The organism is Flavobacterium sp. LK-23, assembly GCF_058135255.1.
Map to the genome: position 1 here is coordinate 120,250 of NZ_JBYUVT010000007.1, position 19,316 is coordinate 139,565.

Annotated in this window: 22 protein-coding genes; 18 read left to right on the top strand and 4 right to left on the bottom strand. The window is 34.9% G+C overall.

Going from position 1 to position 19,316, the window contains the following annotated elements; translation table 11 throughout:
• Window positions 1–484: 484 nt before the first annotated feature.
• On the top strand, window positions 485–1,306 hold the full coding sequence (locus tag AC3Y25_RS12770) for a DUF8693 domain-containing protein (RefSeq protein ID WP_489903012.1): 822 nt from the start codon (window positions 485–487) through the stop codon (window positions 1,304–1,306).
• A gap of 185 nt (window positions 1,307–1,491) precedes the next feature.
• Here the strand turns inward: AC3Y25_RS12770 and AC3Y25_RS12775 are convergent, their stop codons facing one another.
• Window positions 1,492–2,232, bottom strand: a complete 741-nt coding sequence (locus AC3Y25_RS12775) for a helix-turn-helix domain-containing protein (protein ID WP_427875786.1) — start codon at window positions 2,230–2,232, stop codon at window positions 1,492–1,494.
• A 40-nt stretch (window positions 2,233–2,272) separates the two neighbouring features.
• Between AC3Y25_RS12775 and AC3Y25_RS12780 the strand changes: the two genes are divergently transcribed.
• Window positions 2,273–2,422: a hypothetical protein gene (locus AC3Y25_RS12780; protein ID WP_427873676.1), complete on the top strand. Its 150-nt coding sequence runs from the start codon at window positions 2,273–2,275 to the stop codon at window positions 2,420–2,422.
• 192 nt (window positions 2,423–2,614) lie between these two features.
• Window positions 2,615–3,007 carry a hypothetical protein gene (locus AC3Y25_RS12785; RefSeq protein ID WP_427873677.1) on the top strand — a complete coding sequence of 131 codons (393 nt, stop codon included), beginning with the start codon at window positions 2,615–2,617 and terminating at the stop codon, window positions 3,005–3,007.
• Between the two features lie 24 nt (window positions 3,008–3,031).
• On the opposite strand, the gene AC3Y25_RS12790 is transcribed toward AC3Y25_RS12785, so the two are convergent.
• On the bottom strand, window positions 3,032–3,262 hold the full coding sequence (locus AC3Y25_RS12790; RefSeq protein ID WP_489903013.1) for a hypothetical protein: 231 nt from the start codon (window positions 3,260–3,262) through the stop codon (window positions 3,032–3,034).
• Window positions 3,263–3,327: 65 nt separating this feature from the next.
• Between AC3Y25_RS12790 and ureA the strand changes: the two genes are divergently transcribed.
• The 13 genes from ureA (at window position 3,328) to AC3Y25_RS12855 (ending at window position 14,874) form a co-directional block, all read left to right on the top strand.
• Window positions 3,328–3,630 carry an urease subunit gamma gene (gene ureA / locus AC3Y25_RS12795; protein ID WP_111425036.1) on the top strand — a complete coding sequence of 101 codons (303 nt, stop codon included), beginning with the start codon at window positions 3,328–3,330 and terminating at the stop codon, window positions 3,628–3,630.
• Between the two features lie 19 nt (window positions 3,631–3,649).
• Entirely contained in the window at window positions 3,650–4,021 is a 372-nt protein-coding gene (ureB, locus tag AC3Y25_RS12800) for an urease subunit beta (RefSeq protein ID WP_427873679.1), read from the top strand.
• Window positions 4,018–5,739 carry an urease subunit alpha gene (gene ureC / locus AC3Y25_RS12805; RefSeq protein WP_489903014.1) on the top strand — a complete coding sequence of 574 codons (1,722 nt, stop codon included), beginning with the start codon at window positions 4,018–4,020 and terminating at the stop codon, window positions 5,737–5,739. The genes ureB and ureC overlap by 4 nt, the downstream gene beginning before the upstream one ends.
• An 80-nt stretch (window positions 5,740–5,819) precedes the next feature.
• Window positions 5,820–6,407: a hypothetical protein gene (locus AC3Y25_RS12810; RefSeq protein WP_489903015.1), complete on the top strand. Its 588-nt coding sequence runs from the start codon at window positions 5,820–5,822 to the stop codon at window positions 6,405–6,407.
• A complete protein-coding gene (ureE, locus tag AC3Y25_RS12815) occupies window positions 6,407–6,910 on the top strand; it encodes an urease accessory protein UreE (RefSeq protein ID WP_489903016.1) in 504 nt (167 codons plus the stop codon). Before AC3Y25_RS12810 ends, ureE begins: the two co-directional genes overlap by 1 nt.
• A gap of 1 nt (window position 6,911) precedes the next feature.
• The gene (locus tag AC3Y25_RS12820; protein ID WP_489903068.1) at window positions 6,912–7,601 is read left to right on the top strand and encodes an urease accessory protein UreF; all 690 of its coding nucleotides are present in this window, start codon (window positions 6,912–6,914) and stop codon (window positions 7,599–7,601) included.
• Between the two features lie 41 nt (window positions 7,602–7,642).
• On the top strand, window positions 7,643–8,281 hold the full coding sequence (gene ureG / locus AC3Y25_RS12825; protein ID WP_074658210.1) for an urease accessory protein UreG: 639 nt from the start codon (window positions 7,643–7,645) through the stop codon (window positions 8,279–8,281).
• A 4-nt stretch (window positions 8,282–8,285) separates the two neighbouring features.
• Complete coding sequence (locus AC3Y25_RS12830; RefSeq protein WP_489903017.1) at window positions 8,286–9,083, top strand: urease accessory protein UreD; 798 nt, start codon at window positions 8,286–8,288, stop codon at window positions 9,081–9,083.
• 7 nt (window positions 9,084–9,090) lie between these two features.
• Window positions 9,091–9,789 carry a hypothetical protein gene (locus AC3Y25_RS12835; RefSeq protein WP_111424813.1) on the top strand — a complete coding sequence of 233 codons (699 nt, stop codon included), beginning with the start codon at window positions 9,091–9,093 and terminating at the stop codon, window positions 9,787–9,789.
• 34 nt (window positions 9,790–9,823) lie between these two features.
• Window positions 9,824–10,708 carry an urea transporter gene (locus tag AC3Y25_RS12840; protein ID WP_489903018.1) on the top strand — a complete coding sequence of 295 codons (885 nt, stop codon included), beginning with the start codon at window positions 9,824–9,826 and terminating at the stop codon, window positions 10,706–10,708.
• A 5-nt stretch (window positions 10,709–10,713) separates the two neighbouring features.
• Entirely contained in the window at window positions 10,714–12,771 is a 2,058-nt protein-coding gene (locus AC3Y25_RS12845; RefSeq protein ID WP_489903019.1) for a TonB-dependent receptor, read from the top strand.
• A gap of 12 nt (window positions 12,772–12,783) precedes the next feature.
• Window positions 12,784–13,590, top strand: a complete 807-nt coding sequence (locus AC3Y25_RS12850; protein ID WP_489903020.1) for a DUF2490 domain-containing protein — start codon at window positions 12,784–12,786, stop codon at window positions 13,588–13,590.
• 57 nt (window positions 13,591–13,647) lie between these two features.
• On the top strand, window positions 13,648–14,874 hold the full coding sequence (locus AC3Y25_RS12855; RefSeq protein WP_489903021.1) for a Rid family hydrolase: 1,227 nt from the start codon (window positions 13,648–13,650) through the stop codon (window positions 14,872–14,874).
• 120 nt (window positions 14,875–14,994) lie between these two features.
• On the opposite strand, the gene AC3Y25_RS12860 is transcribed toward AC3Y25_RS12855, so the two are convergent.
• Window positions 14,995–15,879: a helix-turn-helix domain-containing protein gene (locus tag AC3Y25_RS12860; protein ID WP_489903022.1), complete on the bottom strand. Its 885-nt coding sequence runs from the start codon at window positions 15,877–15,879 to the stop codon at window positions 14,995–14,997.
• A 406-nt stretch (window positions 15,880–16,285) separates the two neighbouring features.
• Window positions 16,286–16,915 carry a nitroreductase family protein gene (locus AC3Y25_RS12865; RefSeq protein WP_489903023.1) on the bottom strand — a complete coding sequence of 210 codons (630 nt, stop codon included), beginning with the start codon at window positions 16,913–16,915 and terminating at the stop codon, window positions 16,286–16,288.
• A 268-nt stretch (window positions 16,916–17,183) separates the two neighbouring features.
• Here AC3Y25_RS12865 and AC3Y25_RS12870 point away from each other — a divergent pair, with 268 nt between their 5' ends.
• Window positions 17,184–18,233 carry a DUF1852 domain-containing protein gene (locus AC3Y25_RS12870; protein WP_427873688.1) on the top strand — a complete coding sequence of 350 codons (1,050 nt, stop codon included), beginning with the start codon at window positions 17,184–17,186 and terminating at the stop codon, window positions 18,231–18,233.
• A 30-nt stretch (window positions 18,234–18,263) separates the two neighbouring features.
• Complete coding sequence (locus AC3Y25_RS12875) at window positions 18,264–19,295, top strand: methionine synthase (protein WP_489903024.1); 1,032 nt, start codon at window positions 18,264–18,266, stop codon at window positions 19,293–19,295.
• Window positions 19,296–19,316 lie beyond the last annotated feature (21 nt).

Consider the following 19,316-nt stretch of genomic DNA (forward strand, 5'->3'; position numbering starts at 1 on the left):
GGGGGAAGTTTATGATTCTTTTTACCTAATCCTTCTGAGATTGAATTGAATCAATATCAATAATCTAAAAGCTGTTAGAATAGTAAAAACTTACAGTCTTAATAGATATAGAAATTCAATTACTGGCTTACATGCCAGTGATTGAAACTATAGAAAATTTTCCGATTCCGTCTCGGTTTCTATAAAAGAATGTTTTTACCGCTAAACCTTCCTTGTAAGTGGGATGTTTGTAACTTTTAGAGGTATAGATATAAATGAATTTTTAGTGTTCAGTTATAAATTTATTTTAAGCATAGTGCTAGATCCTACTAATAAAATATCTTTTTTTTATGGCTGTAAACTCAAATTCACCTCCTTTCTTTTTTTGTCAAATTATAATTTACTCTTCTAATTTTAGCTAAAACGTAATCAAGTGTTTAAGATTATTTTAGAGTAAAGAGCATCAAATTTATTTACCCACTTACTACTTATTAAATTTTACGTTATGAAAAAAAAATACTCATCAAATTTTATACTTTTAATTTCTTTTGTGTTATTAAACTCTCTAAATGCCCATTCTATTTTTTGCAAGCCTTTATTTCAAAACAGTTATCAATCCATATTACATTACAAGGATGTTCCCGCAATTGAAAGACACCGGGTATGGCTTAATCTGACTAATAATGAAGGTCTTTTTAAGCAGCTTTTACTTGGTTATATAGAAGGAGCAACTAATGGTTTTGATTTTAATTATGATGCCGTTTCCTTGGATGCAAATAAATATGCGGATTTTTACAGTATTAACGAAGGAAAGAAACTGGTGATTCAGGCACGTGGTCTGCCGTTTCTTCTCAGCGATACAGTTCCTCTTGGTTACAGATCTGAAATTGTCGGAGATTTAAACATTTCAATTGATCATGCAGATGGCGATTTAGCTGATCAGGATATTTATCTAGAGGATAAAGAGACCGGTATTTTGCATAATTTGAAAAAAGGTGCTTATACATTTTCAACAGAAAAAGGAACTTTTGTAGATCGTTTTATAATTCGCTATACTGCCAAGGCAAATTTGGGGAATGCTCACTTTGATAGTAATCCCGAAAATCTTATAGTTGCTTCAAAAAATAAGGTTATCACATTAAAATCTTATAAGACCGCTATGGAGCAAGTTTCAATTTATGATGCGGCAGGAAGGCTGATTTACAATATTGGCCAGCTAAAAGCATTTGATTTAGAGATTGATGGCATCAACTCCGGCAGTCAAGTATTCCTAATTAGGGTATTTTTTGAAGACGGGGGTAGTACATCCAAAAAAATAATATTTTAATTTTACATTAGAATTATATCTTTCCAGTGGCAGTTTTTTTTAAATTCTGCCACTTTTTTTAAATATAGTTTTAAGATATTAATAGGTGATAAGATGATGGCATAAAAAAAACGTTAATTCCTAGGAATTAACGTTTTTTACTTTAGCGCTTAATTTTTCATTCATTTATTGAAAGCTTTTTTTTCTTAATTCATTACCCTGTATTCATTAGGAGTACTGCCAACATGTTGCTTGAAGAAACGAGTAAAATGCTGTGGGTATTTAAAACCTAATTCATAAGCCACCTCATTGATGGTTTTTGTAGAATCAAATATTTTGTCTTTTGCCGTTTCAATAATTTTATTTTGAATGTATTCCTGAGCAGATTTCCCTGTTTCTTTTTTAATTAAATCACCAAAATAATTTGGAGACAAATTAAGCTCTCCTGCATAATAGGCAACAGATGGAAGTCCTATTGTATTTGGTTTGTCAGAAGAAAAATAACTATTTAATAATTCTTCAAATTTTTCAACAATTCCTTTATTGGTAGTATCTCTAGTAATAAACTGGCGGTCGTAAAACCTTTCACAGTAATTCAGAAACAATTCAATATTAGAAGCAATAAGTTTTTTACTGTGCTTATCTATAGATTGTTTTAATTCAATTTCAATTTTATTAAAGCAGTCAAAAACAAGTTGTTTTTCTTTTTCGGACAAATGCAAAGCTTCGCTAGTATTGTAACCAAAAAAACTATATTCAGTAATACTTTTAGCAAGTGTTGTACCTCGGATTAAATCGGGATGAAAAACCAATCCATGTCCTGCAGGCTGGTAATAATCTACTTTGTTTTCTACATCAATCGTCTGTCCTGGAGATATAAATACTAAAGTTCCTTCCTGATAATCATAATAATTACGACCGTATTTTAAGTCTCCACCCGCCGACATTGTAATTACGGTTGATGGCAAAGAATATGCGAAAGGACAAGTGAAACGTACAGTTCATGTAGCCTTTACAGCCAGCGAAACTTTTGATGTTGGAGAAGATTTAGGAGGACCAGTTTCTATTCGTTATTACAAAAAAGCGCCTTTTAAGTTTGAAGGAAAAATAAATAGTGTAAAAGTAGAGTTGCTTTAATTAAAAAGACTGCCTGAATTACATTTGGAAACTAAAAGATTTGACTCTGGTGAGCATAAAAAAATATGTTAAAGTTGTATTATTTCTAAATTTGGAAAAGAAAAGTCAAGATTTGTGCTACTCAATTGTATTTCAACCCCACTAATTTTGCGAGTATAAAAGAACAATTCTCTAATAATTGAAATCTTCTCGATGAAGTTAGCTTACATTTTATTCTTACAAATTTGCCTCTTAACTATTCCAAGTAGTTATAGCAACTCTGTTGTGAAGAGAATGAATACTCACAAAGCGACTTCATCAGTTTTTGAGACGCAAACCACCAATAAGTCAACAGTAAATAAAGCACTTTCAGATTCTGATGAGTTGAAATTTGTTTTATTGGAGAATACTTTTGAAACGGAAAAATCTAGCAGTTCTTTGCCTGATTCTCCATTTAACTTAAATTTCAAAAATTTAAAGGACGATTGTTTTGTTTATGTAGAAAATATAAAATTAAACAGTCAAGGAATATGGGAAAGAAACATAATTCCTTTTAGAAACACGTCACGAAATATCCTATTTCATAGCCTGAAAATCCACATTTAATTTTTTTTAACTGCTTAATTGAATTTAGCGCATTGCGTTCAAGATAAACTTAGATTTTTTATCTTGAGTGGTTTTATGCTCAAATTTTAGCAAAATACTTATTATCTGCAAGTTATTACCACGTTTTGCAGCAAATAAGACAGGTGTATATTTTGTTCTAGAAAATACATCTTTATACTTGTCCAAGTAGCATTCTATGCCGGATAATGTACTTATCACCCCATTTAATCCATTTTTATTATCTAAAGAAATCATTATTGATCTAAAAAAAAGAGATCAGTTATGCGGATCTCTATTTACATAACCCAAAATATTTTACTATGCACTTAACACCAAGAGAGATTGAGAAGCTAATGCTGCACACAGCTGGAGAATTGGCTCAAAAGAGAAAAGCCCGAGGCTTAAAATTAAATTATCCTGAAACCATTGCTCTTATTAGCAGTGAACTTATGGAACGTGCACGAGACGGCAAGACAGTAGCCGAATTAATGCAATATGGCGCGACATTGCTTCGTAAAGAAGATGTGATGGAAGGCGTGGCGGAGATGATTCATGATATACAGATTGAAGCGACATTTCCAGATGGAACAAAACTAGTAACCGTACACAACCCTGTGCGATAAACAACAAAAAGAAACAGCAATGATTCCAGGAGAGATTATACTAAAAGATAGTACTATTATTTGTAATGATAGCCGTAAAACGTTAACTATAAAAGTTACCAATACAGGAGACAGACCGATTCAAGTAGGTTCACATTTTCATTTTTTTGAAGTGAACAGAATGATGTCTTTTGACAGAGAAAAAGCATTCGGAATGCGATTAAATATTATTGCCAGTACAGCAGTGAGATTTGAGCCAGGAGAGGAGAAAGAAGTTGAACTGACGGAGTTTGGCGGAAACCAACGTCTTTTTGGACACAACAATTTAGTTGATGGAGACTTGTCTCCACATAATAAGGCTGTTGCATTAGAACGTTTAGAGGAAGGCAAATTTAAAAATGTGAAATCATGAGTTTAGAAGTAACTAGAAAAAATTATACAAGTATTTTTGGTCCAACAGTAGGAGATCAAATACGTTTAGGAGATACAGATCTTATTATCGAAATTGAAAAAGATTTCTGTTCTTATGGAGATGAAGCAAAGTTTGGTGGAGGAAAAACAGTAAGAGATGGTATGTGCCAATCTTCAACAGCTTTGCGTGATGAAGGTGTTCTAGATTTTGTAATTACTGGTGCTACAATTATTGATCACTGGGGAATTGTAAAAGGAGATATTGGTATTAAAGATGGAAAAATTGTTGGTGTTGGTAGAGCGGGAAATCCTGATACCATGGACAATATCACACCAGGCATGATTATCGGAGCTTCAACAGAAGTTCATGGAGGTCATGGATATATTGTTACGGCTGGAGGAATTGATACGCACATACACTTTATCAGTCCGACTCAAATAGAAACGGCTTTGTATAGCGGAGTTACTACGATGATAGGTGGTGGAACTGGCCCTGCTGATGGAACAAATGCTACAACAGTTACTCCAGGAAAACATAACATTAAAAGAATGTTGCAAGCTGCAGAAGCATTTCCTGTAAACGTTGGCTTTTTCGGAAAAGGGAATGTGGCTACAGAAGCTCCAATTGAAGAACAAATTGAAGCAGGAGCATTGGGAGTAAAAATCCATGAAGATTGGGGAGCAACTCCAGCTGTAATCGATGCTTCTCTAAAAGCTGCTGACAAATATGATGTACAAGTAGCTATTCACACCGATACGCTTAATGAAGCAGGATTTCTTGAAGATACGATGAATGCTATCGCAGGACGTGTTATTCACACCTTCCATACAGAAGGAGCAGGAGGTGGTCATGCACCAGATATTATCAAGGCGGCAATGTATCCAAATGTATTGCCAGCGTCTACAAACCCAACCAGACCTTATACAACAAATACTATCGATGAGCATTTGGATATGTTAATGGTTTGTCATCACTTGAGTCCAAAAATCCCAGAAGACGTGGCTTTTGCCGATTCACGTATTCGTCCTGAAACTATTGCGGCAGAAGATGTGCTTCAAGATATGGGAGTATTCAGTATCATGAGTTCCGATTCGCAAGCTATGGGACGTGTGGGTGAAGTAATTACCCGCACATGGCAAACGGCAGATAAGATGAAGAAACAAAAAGGACATTTAACCGAAGATGCAGTAAACAAAAACGACAACTATCGTGCAAAAAGATATGTGTCTAAATATACAATCAATCCTGCAATTGCGCACGGAATTTCTAATTATGTTGGATCAATAGAAGCAGGCAAAATTGCTGACTTGGTAATTTGGAAACCTTCATTATTTGGAGTTAAGCCAGAAATTATCATAAAAGGAGGTTTTATTGCCGCAAGCAAAATGGGGGATGCTAATGCTTCTATTCCAACACCGCAGCCTATCATTATGCGTAATATGTTTGGAACGTATGGGAAAGCATTGACCAAAACGGTTTTCACCTTTGTTTCTCAAGCCGGTATCGACAATAATATTGCCGAAGAATATGGTTTGGAAAAGAAATTACTAGCAGTTTCAAATTGTAGAAACATTGGTAAGGCCGATATGATTCATAACAACGCAACTCCAGAAATCATGGTAAATGCTGAAAACTATACCGTGACCATCGATGGGGAAAAAATCACTTGCGAACCTGTGGATAAACTTCCATTAGCACAATTATACTACTTGTTTTAATAAATAACTGTTATTCTACTTCTTACTGCGGCAATTTAGTTTGTTGCAGTAAGATTAGATATAAACAAAAAAAAGAATTTATGAATAGTTGGAAAATTAATTTGGGTTTAATTCTTCTCTTAGTATGCACGTCTTTAACAACGGTTCATGCACAGAAAGGATCTTTAATGCTTTATGGTTCTTTAACTTATAAAGACAATAATAATACAGGAAGTAGTTTTGGTGCAAATCCAATTGGAGTAGGATATTTTTTTAATGATCACGTCGTTGCAGGGATGAATTTTGCTTTTGATCAAGAGAAAAACGCAACAGGAAATCTTACCGACTCTAAACACGAAATTGGTCCGTTTTATAGTGACTCTTGGAATATTGGAGATCATTTTGCCATCATCGCTCAGGCAGACGCACATTATGTATGGGGAAATACGCTTATGAATACTCCAGGTTCTTATAGCTATAACGGCTATTTAGGACGAATATACCCAATTGTTGCCGTACTTCTTGGTCATGGATGGGCACTAAAAGCGAAGTTCTGTGAATTATCATATGAAAATACTAAAGGAAATGATGCAAATAAAACGAGTAATCGAACATTTGTTGCTGGAATAAATGGATCAACATTCGGACTAGGAGTTTCAAAAAACATTTCCCTTAAAAAATCAAAATAATGATTATACAACAGATAATAGGTAATACAAAAACACATTCAATGGATGGTCTTGAGATCGATCTTCTCGAAATTGAGTGGTTTGAAACTACTAAGAGAATTCAGCGCAAGCGAACAAATTCAGGGGTTGAAATTGCGATTAAGTTTATTCAGGAAGGACAGCGATTGAATCAAGATGATATTCTTTTTCAAGATGATAAAAAAGCGATTGTTGTAAACATTAAACCTTGTGAAGCGATTGTAATGACGCCTTTGTCTTTATTAGAAATGGGAACCATTTGCTATGAAATTGGAAACAAACATCTTCCATTATTCATTCAGAATGATCAGATTATGATGCCTTTTGAAATGCCAATGTTTAGATGGCTTGAAGCGAGTGGTTACAAGCCAGAAAAACAGGAGATACAGCTCTTGCATTTGCTAAAATCAAATGTAGCGCCTCATGGTCACGGAAATTCGTCTCTTTTTACAAAAATCCTAAATATGGCTTCTTCAAATGACTAATATAGAAAACACTTATTTAGGAAGTCTTCTCCATCTGGCAGATCCAACTTTGCCAATTGGAGGATATACACACTCTAATGGATTGGAGACTTACGTTCAGGATGAAGCAGTAAATTCTGTAGCTTCGGCAAAAGAGTTTGTGTCAAACATGTTAATGTATAACATTAAGTATAATGATGCATCTTTCTTAAAATTAACTTATATCGCTGCTGCAGAAAATGATTTAGAAACCATAATAAAACTAGATCAAGAATGCAGTGCTTTAAAGAGTCCGCGAGAAATTCGTGAGGCAAGTCAGAAACTAGGAATTCGATTAATCAAGATTTTTAGAAGACAGAAGGCCTTTGATCTCGTTAATGATTATGAACGTGCAATCGCCGACAAAAAAGCATCTGCTCATTATTGCATCGCTTTTGGGATATACGCACAGTTATTAGAAATTCCGCTGGACGAAGCTTTATTCGCATTCTATTACAATGCTGCCATCGGAATGATTACCAATTCGGTTAAGCTAGTTCCTCTAGGGCAATTAGATGGACAAGATGTTTTATTCGAATTGCAACCACTGCTTAAAAAATTAGCAAAAGAAACTTTAACAATAGACAGAGAACTTGTAGGTCTTTGCAGCATCGCGTTTGATATTCGATGCATGCAGCACGAGAGACTTTATTCAAGATTATACATGTCGTAGAAATAGAGAAAAGAAGAAAGAGAAAATAAAAAAATAAAGAAATGGAAACTAGAAAATATGTAAAAATAGGAGTTGCTGGGCCTGTAGGATCAGGAAAAACAGCATTGTTAGAACGTTTAAGCCGAAAAATGCTAAACGACTATAATTTAGGAGTAATTACTAATGACATCTACACTAAAGAAGATGCTGAATTTATGGTAAAAAACAGTTTGTTGCCAAAAGAAAAAATCATTGGAGTAGAAACTGGAGGTTGTCCTCACACCGCGATTCGTGAAGATGCTAGTATGAATTTGGAAGCGGTAGATGAATTGGTTTCGCGCTTTCCTGATATCGAATTAATTCTAATTGAAAGTGGTGGAGATAACCTTTCAGCAACCTTTTCACCAGATTTAGCCGATGTGACGATTTTCGTAATTGATGTGGCCGAAGGAGAGAAAATCCCTCGTAAAGGTGGGCCTGGTATCACAAGATCAGATTTGCTTTTGATCAATAAAATTGACTTAGCGCCTTACGTTGGAGCAAGTTTAGAAGTGATGGAGAACGATGCACGTAGAATGAGAAAAGGTGCTCCGTTTGTATTCTCAAACCTTAGATCTACTGAAGGAATTGATGAAGTTATTGGATGGATCAAGAAATATGCATTGCTAGAAGATATTGAAGAACCAAATTTAGTTCGTTAATCAAATGGTAAGCACCCTAAAAATAGAAGTAGAAGAAAGGGATGGGGAATCATTTTTAAGAGATGCATACGTAACACAACCTTTCAGGATTATGCCTGTTGGACAGTATAAATCTGATGGAGCGTCGTATTTGATGATCATGAGTTCATCACCTGGAATTTTAAGCGGTGACGTTTATGATATACAGGTGAATGTAAAAGAAAATGCTCGTTTGCAATTGCAGTCACAATCTTATCAGCGATTGTTTAATATGGATGGGAGTGCTTCGCAAATCATGAATGTCAAAATGGAAAAAGGAACTTCTTTCTCGTATGTTCCTCATCCTGTGGTGCCTCATGAAGATTCAACATTTAAAAGTCATAATAAGATTTACATCGAAGATGATTGTGATTTGACGATAAGCGAAATTATTACCTGTGGCCGTAAACATCACGGAGAAACTTTTAAGTATGCTCATTTTCAAAATCTTCTAGAGGTTTATTATCACGATAGACTGGTCTTAAAAGACAATGTTCTCTTAAGACCAGATATTATGCCCTTAGCTGCGATGGGTTTACTGGAAGGCTTTACCCATCAAGGAACTTTTGTATATCTCAATACAAAAGATGACGACTTGGAAGATCGTATAGAATACTTTTTTAAAGAACTAGAAGGACTAGAAAATGTATCATTCGGAATCAGTAAGCTAGAAGCAAACGGTTTTGTCATTAGAATTCTAGGAAATGGAGGAGAGCAAATGTTTGATTTCTTCCGAAAAGTGCAGGATGTGCTTTGGGAAGAAAAAGCAGTAATACAAATTTAAGCAGATTATGGATTCAAATTTAATAGCATTATCAATTACAGCGATCAGCATCAGCTTTTTTCATACGGCTTCGGGACCTGATCATTATTTGCCATTTATTGTTTTGTCAAGATCTCGCAAATGGAGTATGTCCAAGACAATTATGCTTACAATAGTTTGCGGTTTCGGACATATTTTGAGTTCGGTAGTTTTAGGATTTATTGGGGTTTTCTTAGGATGGCAAATCAATAAAATAACATTTTTCCAAGATTTTAGAGGCAATGTTGCAAGCTGGGCACTGCTGTTATTTGGTGCAATTTATCTTATTTATGGGCTTTGGGCTGCATACAAGAACAAAGCGCACAAACACTTTGACGTAATGGGAGAAGATGTATTTGTGTTTTCGCATAAACATGGAGAAGTAGTTATGCCTACGAATCGAGTTAAAGTAACGCCTTTAGTTTTGTTTGCCATTTTCGTAATGGGACCAAGTGAACCTCTAATTCCTTTATTATTCTATTCTGGATTGAAACGTTCTGTTGGCGAAATTTCTACAATCATTGGTGTTTTTACGCTAAGCACCGTTTTGACTATGCTTGGTATGGTGCTTTTGGGAGTATATGGATATTCTTTTTTCAAAACGGAAAAACTAGAACGTTATACCCCAGCAATTAGTGGAGCAGTAGTTTTAGCATGTGGTGTCGGGATGGTCTTTTTAGGCTGGTAATTCAAATAATTTTTATTTCTAGAAGTATACACAAATGAAAAAAATAAAATCAATAGTAGAAACAGTGCTTAAAGGCATTGGACAAATCATGCTTCAAGAAAGTGCTTGGACAGGATTATTATTTTTAATTGCGATATCTTATGATTCTATCTTGATGGGAGTTGCAGCTTTGTTGAGTTCTATAATTGGTACTGCGACAGCAAAAATTTGCAATTTTAGTGACGAAAATATAAAGGCAGGTTTATACGGATTTAATGCAACGTTAGTCGGAGTAGGATTAGTTTTCTTCTTTGAAACAAGTCCGTTAATATGGTTTTTACTTGTTTTAGGATCTGTATTAAGCACATTGCTAATGGAATTTTCCATTCGTAAAAAGATTCCCTTTTTCACCTTTCCTTTTATTGTTATTACAGTAATTGCTGTTTTGAGTATCCAACATTTTGGATTAGCAACTGCAAGAGTGTCTGTAGTAAAAGGAGAGATGCCTGAACTTGAAGATTTTGCGGTAGCTGCGCATGCCTATAGTGAAGTGATTTTTCAGGGAACTATTGCTGCAGGTTTGCTCTTCTTTATAGGGGTTTTTCTCAATAATCCCACAGCAGCTTTATACGGATTCCTAGCGGCGGTAATTGCAGCGGCAATTGCACATTTTGATCAGGATTCTGTAAAATTAATAGAAGATGGAATGTTTAGTTTCAACGCTGTTTTATGCGGAATTGCATGCAGCGGAACAAAACCAAGAGATGGATTATATGTATTGCTATCAGTAATCATAGCAACATACTTTGACATTTTTATGATGCATAACGGATGGATTACACTTACGTTTCCATTTGTTTTATCGATGTGGGTAATTGTATTCCTAAAAAAAATAGTAGGCCGTTTTGAAAACAAAATGGCAATTGTAGAAGAAAATTAAGAATAATGAAAAACAAACTTTTTGCAGGGATTGTAATAGTATTGTTGGCAGTGCAGTATGGATTTGCTCAAGAAGCAGATAAGCCAGAAGCAAACAAATTAGAAGTAAATAAATCAGAAGCAGATACAATGCATCTGAGCAAAATAGTGATAAACAACGTCGATTTCAGAAAAAAGATAATGAAAGTCGACTTAAAAATGACTCCAGTTAATTCCGCGCAGGATTTATTACGGAAAGTTCCCGGACTTTTTATTGCCCAACATGCGGGTGGCGGTAAGGCAGAACAAATATTTCTGCGAGGTTTTGATAATGATCATGGAACCGACATCAGCGTTATGGCTGACGGAATGCCAGTAAACATAGTCTCACATGCGCATGGTCAGGGATATGCCGATTTGCATTTTCTGATTCCAGAAACAATCAAAGATATCGATTTTGGAAAAGGAGCTTATTATGCCGATAAAGGAGATTTTAATACCTCGGGATATGTCAATTTTAGTACGTATGACAAATTAGAAAATAACCTTTTTAAAATTGAAGGCGGTTCATTTAATACCATGCGAGCGGTTACAATGCTTAATCTTTTAGATAAAAACAATAAAGATAAGAGTTTCTATGTAGCAGGCGAATTCAATTATACAGATGGACCGTTTGATGTCAAACAGGATTTTACACGCATTAATTTTTTAGCGAAGTACAGCCAGTGGATTGATGAAAAGCAATATATCTCTATTTTAGGATCGACTTTTACTTCAAACTGGAATGCTTCGGGACAAATTCCGGAAAGAGCAGTAGAAGAAGGAATTATAAGCAGATGGGGATCAATAGATCCAACTGAAGGCGGAAGAACATCGAGAACTAATTTGGCATTAAATTATAGGTATTTAGCCAACGAGAACGAAGAGTTTTCTAGCAATTTGTTCTATTCTAAATATAATTTCAATCTGTTTTCAAACTTTACTTTTTTTCTAAATGATCCTGTTTATGGAGATGAGATTCAGCAAACTGACAATCGTTCTATTTATGGTCTTGAAAATAAGTATGTCCGAAGATTTGCATTTGAAAATAGCAACATGACTTGGACGTCGGGAGCAGGATTTCGTTTTGATGATATCAAGGACTTACAATTAAATCATGTCTATCAGCGCGATTTATTATTAAACAGATTATCTGATGGATCTGCTACAGAAGTCAATGTTCATGGTTATACTTCACTTGATTATAGAGTAGGGAAATGGCTCATCAATCCATCGGCAAGGTTAGACTATTTTACCTTTAGTCTTCATGATCGTCTTGCTACTTTACCTGCGACGAAAGAAGCTTCGGCGGCTAGAGTAAGTCCAAAATTGAATATTTCGTATACACAGAACCAAAATGTACAATGGTATATTAAGTCTGGTTTTGGATTTCATTCCAATGACGTAAGAGTTGTAGTGGCTCAGGATGGAAAGGACATTCTTCCGTATTCTTTTGGAAGTGATTTTGGTGTTATTCTTCGTCCAACAGCCAATATGATTATTCAGCCAGCGATCTGGCACATGTATTTACAGCAGGAATTTGTATATGTTGGAGATGAAGCAGTGGTAGAGCCATCAGGAAAAACACGCCGTTTAGGTTTTGATTTGAGTTTGAGATATCAGCCTATTTCTTGGCTTTATTTAGACGGAGATCTTAATTATGCTCATGCACGTTTTATTGATGAGCCAAAAGGAGAAGATTATATTCCGTTAGTACCAACTTTTACGAGCACTGGAGGTGTTGCAGTAAAACTTCCATCAGGTTTTTCAGCAAATTTGAGATACCGCTATATGGATTCAAGACCTGCCATAGAAGACAATTCAGTAAGAACACGAGGCTATTTCGTTAATGATCTTGTCTTGGCTTATGGAAAAAGAAAGTGGGAAGTAAACATGCAGTTTCAAAACATCTTTAATACCAAATGGAATGAAGCGCAATTTGAAACAGAAACAAGACTTAGAGACGAAGCTAGTTCAGTATCAGAATTATGTTTTACTCCCGGAACTCCTTTCGCTGTAAAAGCAGGAATAAGCTACAAATTTTAAAATTTAGAAAATATGAAAAACGTGTCTGCAAAAAGCAAATTGCTATTGGCAGTGGTCATTTTTGTGGTCACATTTAGTAATAAATCATACGCACAATTAAGTCCACCAGGTTTAGGAGAAGGAAAAAACGCAGCTTGGTTTGCGTTTGGAGTTAGACAGTCTTTAGATTCACTTAAACAAAAAGAATCGACAACTTATGTAGGCTATGGATTAAAGAGCAGTCCAGATGAGAATAATCCATTTTCTAAAATGGCAATTCTGGTAATCAATGAAGAAATTTCCAACCGTTATAGCAAGAATTGGGAATACTCGTATGCGCTGAGCTACAGAAGATCTAATAATTACGATTCTGAAGCGCCTTATGAAGAATTAAATCCTGCAATTGAACAGGAATTTAGATTGTACGGACGCTATTCTTATATCACAGAAGGTAACGGACTGAAATGGAAAAATACGATAAGACAAGAGTTTAGGAAATTTTTCAATCCAGATTTCAGTAATACCGAAGAGAATTTTCAGTTGCGTACTCGCCTCAAAACACAGCTAAGCCTAGATTTAGGAAGCACTAAAACACATCATATTATAGGCGGAGCCGAAGTTCTTTTTGCAATAAGCAAAGAAAATGAGCCCGAGAAGGAATGGTCAAAATTTGATTATAAGGAAAGCAGGTTCACACTTTACTACTCACTTACACCACATGAAATTCCATTTATTTTCGATGTAGGCTATATGTATAACCTCATTGGTAAAGGATCTGATATTTCAGACGTGAATTATTTGGCCTTAGATATAATTTGGAAAAATCCTTTTGGGGCATGATAAGCTAATAGAAAAGTACATAAAAAAGTAATTATAAAAACAGAAATCAAAGAATTTATGAGCGAAATTAAAAAGAACTCGAGAAACACAGAAAATGCGCCAAAAAGCCTTTTTTCAACGCAAACAGTAGCGTTTTCTCATTACAACAATTTTTCGGCGCAATTGCCTATCGATCCTAAAACAGGAGAAATAGTTAGCGGTGATATTAAAGAACAGGCAAAACAATGTTTGACAAATATTCAAGCAATTGTAGAAAGCATTGGCCATGTTATGGATGATGCTGTAAAACTAACCGTTTTCTTAAAGAATATTTCTGATATAGAAGCAATAGACGAAGTGTACAAAACATTCTTCAAAGGCAATCTTCCAACTCGAACAACGGTTGCCGTAGATGCTTTGCCATTAGAAGGTGCTTTAATTCAGATTGATACTCTTATCTCAAACGGTGAGGGAACAACTCCGCAAAAAGCTTTAGATCTTGTTAAAGTAACTAGAAGTACAGAAAAAGCGCCAAAGAGCATACACGCTCACAATGTAGCATTTTCTCACTATAGTAATATTTCAGCTCAATTGCCTATCGATCCACAATCTGATAAAATTGTTGAGGGTGGTGTAAAAGAGCAAGCAGAACAATGTTTAGAAAATATTAAAGCTATTTTAGAAAGCATTGGACACGTTATGAACGATGTGGTTAAAACTACTATTTTTCTTAAGAACATTTCAGATGCTGAAGTTGTAAACGAAGTTTTAGCAAAATTCTTCCCAAACTATGTTCCAGCTAGAACAATTGTTAGTGCTTCTGCTTTGCCACTTGGGGCTTTGGTTCAAATTGATACTGCTGTATCACATGGTGACGGAACTCCTCCGCAACTTTCAGAAGATGCACGTTTTCTAGTAATTGAAGCAAATAATACAGAAAATGCACCAAAAGTTCCGTATTCGCACACAGTTGCTTATTCACATTACAATCATATTGCAGGTCAATTGCCTTTGGTTCCAGAAAACAATCAAATAGTAGGCAGCGGCATTAAAGAGCAAGCAGTACAATGTTTAAACAATATCAAAGCAATTGTAGAAAGTATCGACCACAAAATGGATGACATTGTTAAAGTGAACATTCAGCTTAAAAATGTGGCTGATATTACGGCTGTAAACGAAATTTATACTTCTTTTTTCAGCGGAGACTTGCCTGCAAGAACAGTAGTTGGCGTTTCAGCAATTCCTTTGAATGCTTTAATTCAAGTTGACGCTATTGTTTCTAACAGTGAAGGCACGCCAGCTTAATTCAAGAAGTAATATTCGTATTTTTTAAGTAGAGTCTTTTTTAGACAAAAAAACGCTTATAACAGGATTTTTAAACATCCTGTTTAAGCGTTTTCTTTTTTTATGAATGAATTGTAAATCTTAATGTTTTAAAAACTGTGTTCGATAATCAGAAGGAGATTCTCCTGTCACTTTTTTAAACATACGTGAAAAATAAGAAGGCGATTGAAAATGCAGCTCAAATGCTATTTCTGCTATTTCTTTAGAATTATCTTGCAAAAGAATTTGGCTGTGTTGAATCGTAATTTCGTTTATCCATTGTTTTGGTGCCTTTCCCGTAGTTTCTTTAACGCATTTGTTCAAATAATTATCTGATATTTTTAATAGATTGGAGTAATAATCGATGTTTTTATGTTGGATATGGTTTTTCTGCACCAATTCCCTAAACTGAAAAGAGATAAAACTTGCACGGCTAAGTGATTTATTGTCTGTATTTTCTGTTCGTATAATTTTTAATAATGCTGATTGAAGAAGGGCTGTAGTGATTGCATTAATATGTTCGGTTTGGTTTAATTCTTCTTCCAGCAATTCAAATAAACGGATAAGCCAATTGATTTGGTTAGGGTTTAAAATAGAGAAAGGCGAGGTGTAAAAAAAGTTTAGATCGCTTGTAGTCAACGCAATTTCAGTGATGACCTCGTTTTCATAAATAACAAAAAATCCCTCAACATCATCTGATAATTCTAAGGTTGCCGTAAAATTTCCTTGTTTAATGCTCAGCGCTTGGTTAGCATTAATTTCAAATACAGATGTTTCGAGCTGCTGTTTTAGAAATCCTTTTGTAACAAAAATCAGAAAGTTGAAAGTCGTTTGATACGGATTAACGGGAATTACAATTTTCTTTAGATAATTTTCAATTCGATACAGCTGTACATTAGAATTATTAAAGAGATTATGAGTAGATATATCTGGAAGAAAGAACTTCTTGTACTCATAATTGCTGAGTAGTTTAGGGTTGTTTTTCATTAAAACCTGATTTTATGCTATAGCAGCGAATGTAAATTTAATAGGTTATGGATAAGTGATTAAATTTAAACTCTTAAAAATTTGGATATGTTGTTGAAAACGAAAAAATAAAATAAGCTATTTTCTTTTTATTTGCTTCATTAAACAAAAGTGGAGAATATATGGCTAACAGGAAGTTAACGCGAAGTTAAAATAAAAAAAAAGGAAGAAGATAATTTTTATCTTTTTCCCTTAGGGTGACCTCAATGAACAATTTACAAATCATTTCATGAATGATTTAAAGAAATTAGTTTATTCTTTAATTCGTAAGATAGTTTTTATTGAAATTATATAATAATTTGGATATTATTTAAATCAAAATTTGATGAGGATATAAGAGTTTTTAAGTGGTTTTAATCTAATAACATTAGTAAACTTTAGTTATCATTTCGTCTATAGGCAAACGAACTTTTTTTGTTGCAGCCGTGTAGTCTTTTTCCGAATCGCGGTATCCTAAAGCTAGGATAACAGTTGAATGCAGCCCTTTCTCTTTCAAACCCAAAACTTCATCGATAATAGAGGCATTAAATCCTTCAATAGGAGTGGCGTCTACTTTCAATTCTGCCGCGGCAATAAGTGCAGTTCCTAGTGCAATATAAGCCTGTTTAGACGCCCAAATAGCTTTTTGTTCTGTATCAATAGCTCCAAAATAGGAATACAATCCATTTCTAAATCCTGATAATGCACCAGCATCAAGACCCCTTTGTTTTTCTGTCATTGCCATGTAATCGTCAATGTAAGTCGAAGACATGTCATTGAATGCAGCAAAAACTAGTAAATGAGAGCAAGAGCTAATCTGTTTATTATATGAATCAGCACCTAATTTCTTTTGGATTTCTGGATTGCTTACAACAAAAACACGGTAAGATTGCAGACCACAAGAAGATGCTGAAAGATTTATAGCCTCTAAGATTTGATCAATCTTTTCTTCTGCTACTTTAATGTTGGAATAAGCTTTGGCAGCGTAACGCCATTTTAGATTTTCTATCAAATTCATTACTATATCTATCTTAAATTTCAGCAAATATAAATTATATTGTTTTCTTTTTCGAGCCTTGAATTGCTATGGGAAGCTTCAAATTGGTCATATTCCGGTTCTCTAAAGAATAATTATCTGTTTTTCCTTGTTATTGTATTTGCAAAAAGATTAATAATCTTTAAATATGTGTTAAAAAAGAATAATTATCTGAATTTTTGGATTATTAAAAATATTAAATCTTTTATTTTCAAATTTGCAGGGTAAAAATACTAAACCTTGTCATCAGATGAAAGCGAACATACAAGAAGATTTAAGAAACGAAAAGCAGGATATCGAAAACGCCCAAAATACAATCCAAAATGATTTTGTGTTTACGCTAAAAAGCACTTGTTTAGATGAAAATTATCACCCCTCAAGTAAAACGCGTCTGACAACCAATTTTGCTAACTTGGCAAGAGGAGCTAATCGTCAGCAAAACTTACGCAATGCTTTAAATATGATTAACAATCGATTCAATGCATTGGCTCATTTGGATAATCCAAAAGGAGATCGTTACTATGTAGAACTTGAAATTCTTACAGTAACGATGAGTATTGATGATAAGAATGGTAGTAACGATCTACCGATGATTGAAGTTTTAAAAACAAATATTATTGACCGTAAAACTGGCCAGCAAATCGAGGGAGTTGCTGGAAATAATTATTCTTCTTATGTACGTGATTATGATTTTAGTATTTTATTGATCGAGCACAATAAAAATAAATCTAATTTTTCTATTCCTGAAAATTTTGGTGATTTACACGGAAAACTTTATAAATGCTTTGTGAATTCAGCGACTTATAAAGAGCACTTTAAGATGTCACCGATCATTTGTCTAAGTGTATCGAGCAACAAAATGTATACTCGCACTGAGTATCAGCATCCGGTTCTAGGTTTTGAGTATCTGCAGAATGAGTATTCTCTCACTGATGAATATTTCTCTAAAATGGGCTTAAAAGTTCGTTTTTTCATGCCTGCGCATAGTGTGGCGCCGATGGCTTTTTATCATTCCGGAGATCTGCTTGCTGATTATACTGATCTTGGACTAATCAGTTCAATCAGCACGATGGAGACTTTCCAGAAGATATATCGCCCTGAAATTTACAATGCAAATTCAGTGGCTGGAAAAATCTACCAGCCTAGTCTTAAACACGAAGATTATTCACTGACTCGCGTGGATTATGACCGCGAAGAGCGCAGCCGACTGGCTGTTGAACAGGGTAAATATGCAGAAGAGCATTTCATTAAGCCTTATAAAAATCTCCTGGAACAATGGTCTGCTAATTTTACCCTTTAATTGATTACAACGCCTTAAAATTATACTATTATGAAGAAATTATTATTGCCTACCTCTATTGTTGGAAGTTTACCCAAACCTGCCTGGCTTGCACTACCCGAAAAACTTTGGTCACCATGGAAATTAGAAGGCGATCAGCTGCTTGAAGGAAAACAAGATGCTTTACGCATTTCTTTGCAGGAACAACAATTGGCAGATCTGGATATTATTTGTGACGGCGAGCAGACACGTCAGCATTTTGTAACGACTTTTATCGAGCATTTAAGCGGTGTAGATTTTGAAAATCGTAAAACGGTAAAAATCCGTAACCGTTATGATGCGAGTGTTCCAGTGGTTGTAGGTGAGGTTGCACGTCAAAAAGCAGTTTTTGTTGAAGATGCTAAATTTTTACGTAAACAAACTAATAAACCTATAAAATGGGCATTGCCAGGCCCGCTTACAATGGTAGATACCTTATACGACGACCATTATAAAAGCCGTGAAAAATTGGCGTGGGAATTTGCGAAAGCACTCAATGAAGAAGCAAGAGAGCTTCAAGACGCAGGTGTAGATATTATCCAGTTTGATGAACCTGCATTTAATGTGTTCTTTGATGAAGTAAACGATTGGGGAATGGCAGCATTAGAAAGGGCCATTGAAGGTTTGCACTGTCAAACTGCGGTTCATATTTGCTATGGTTATGGAATACAGGCCAATACTGATTGGAAAAAGACATTAGGTTCTGAGTGGCGACAATACGAAGAAATTTTTCCGAAAATTCAAAAATCTAAAATTGATGTGGTGTCTTTAGAATGTCACAACTCCAATGTGCCTTTAGATTTAATGGAACTTGTTCGCGGTAAAAAAGTAATGGTTGGTGCTATTGATGTGGCTACCAACACTATCGAAACACCAGAAGAAGTTGCTGCTACCCTGCGCAAAGCTCTTGAGTTTGTAGATGCCGAAAATCTTTATCCTTCGACAAACTGCGGTATGGCCCCGCTATCTCGGGACGTAGCCAGAGGCAAGTTAAGTGCCTTAAGCGCAGGAGCAGAAATTATACGCAAAGAACTTGGGATTTAGTCTCAATATATTAATAATGGA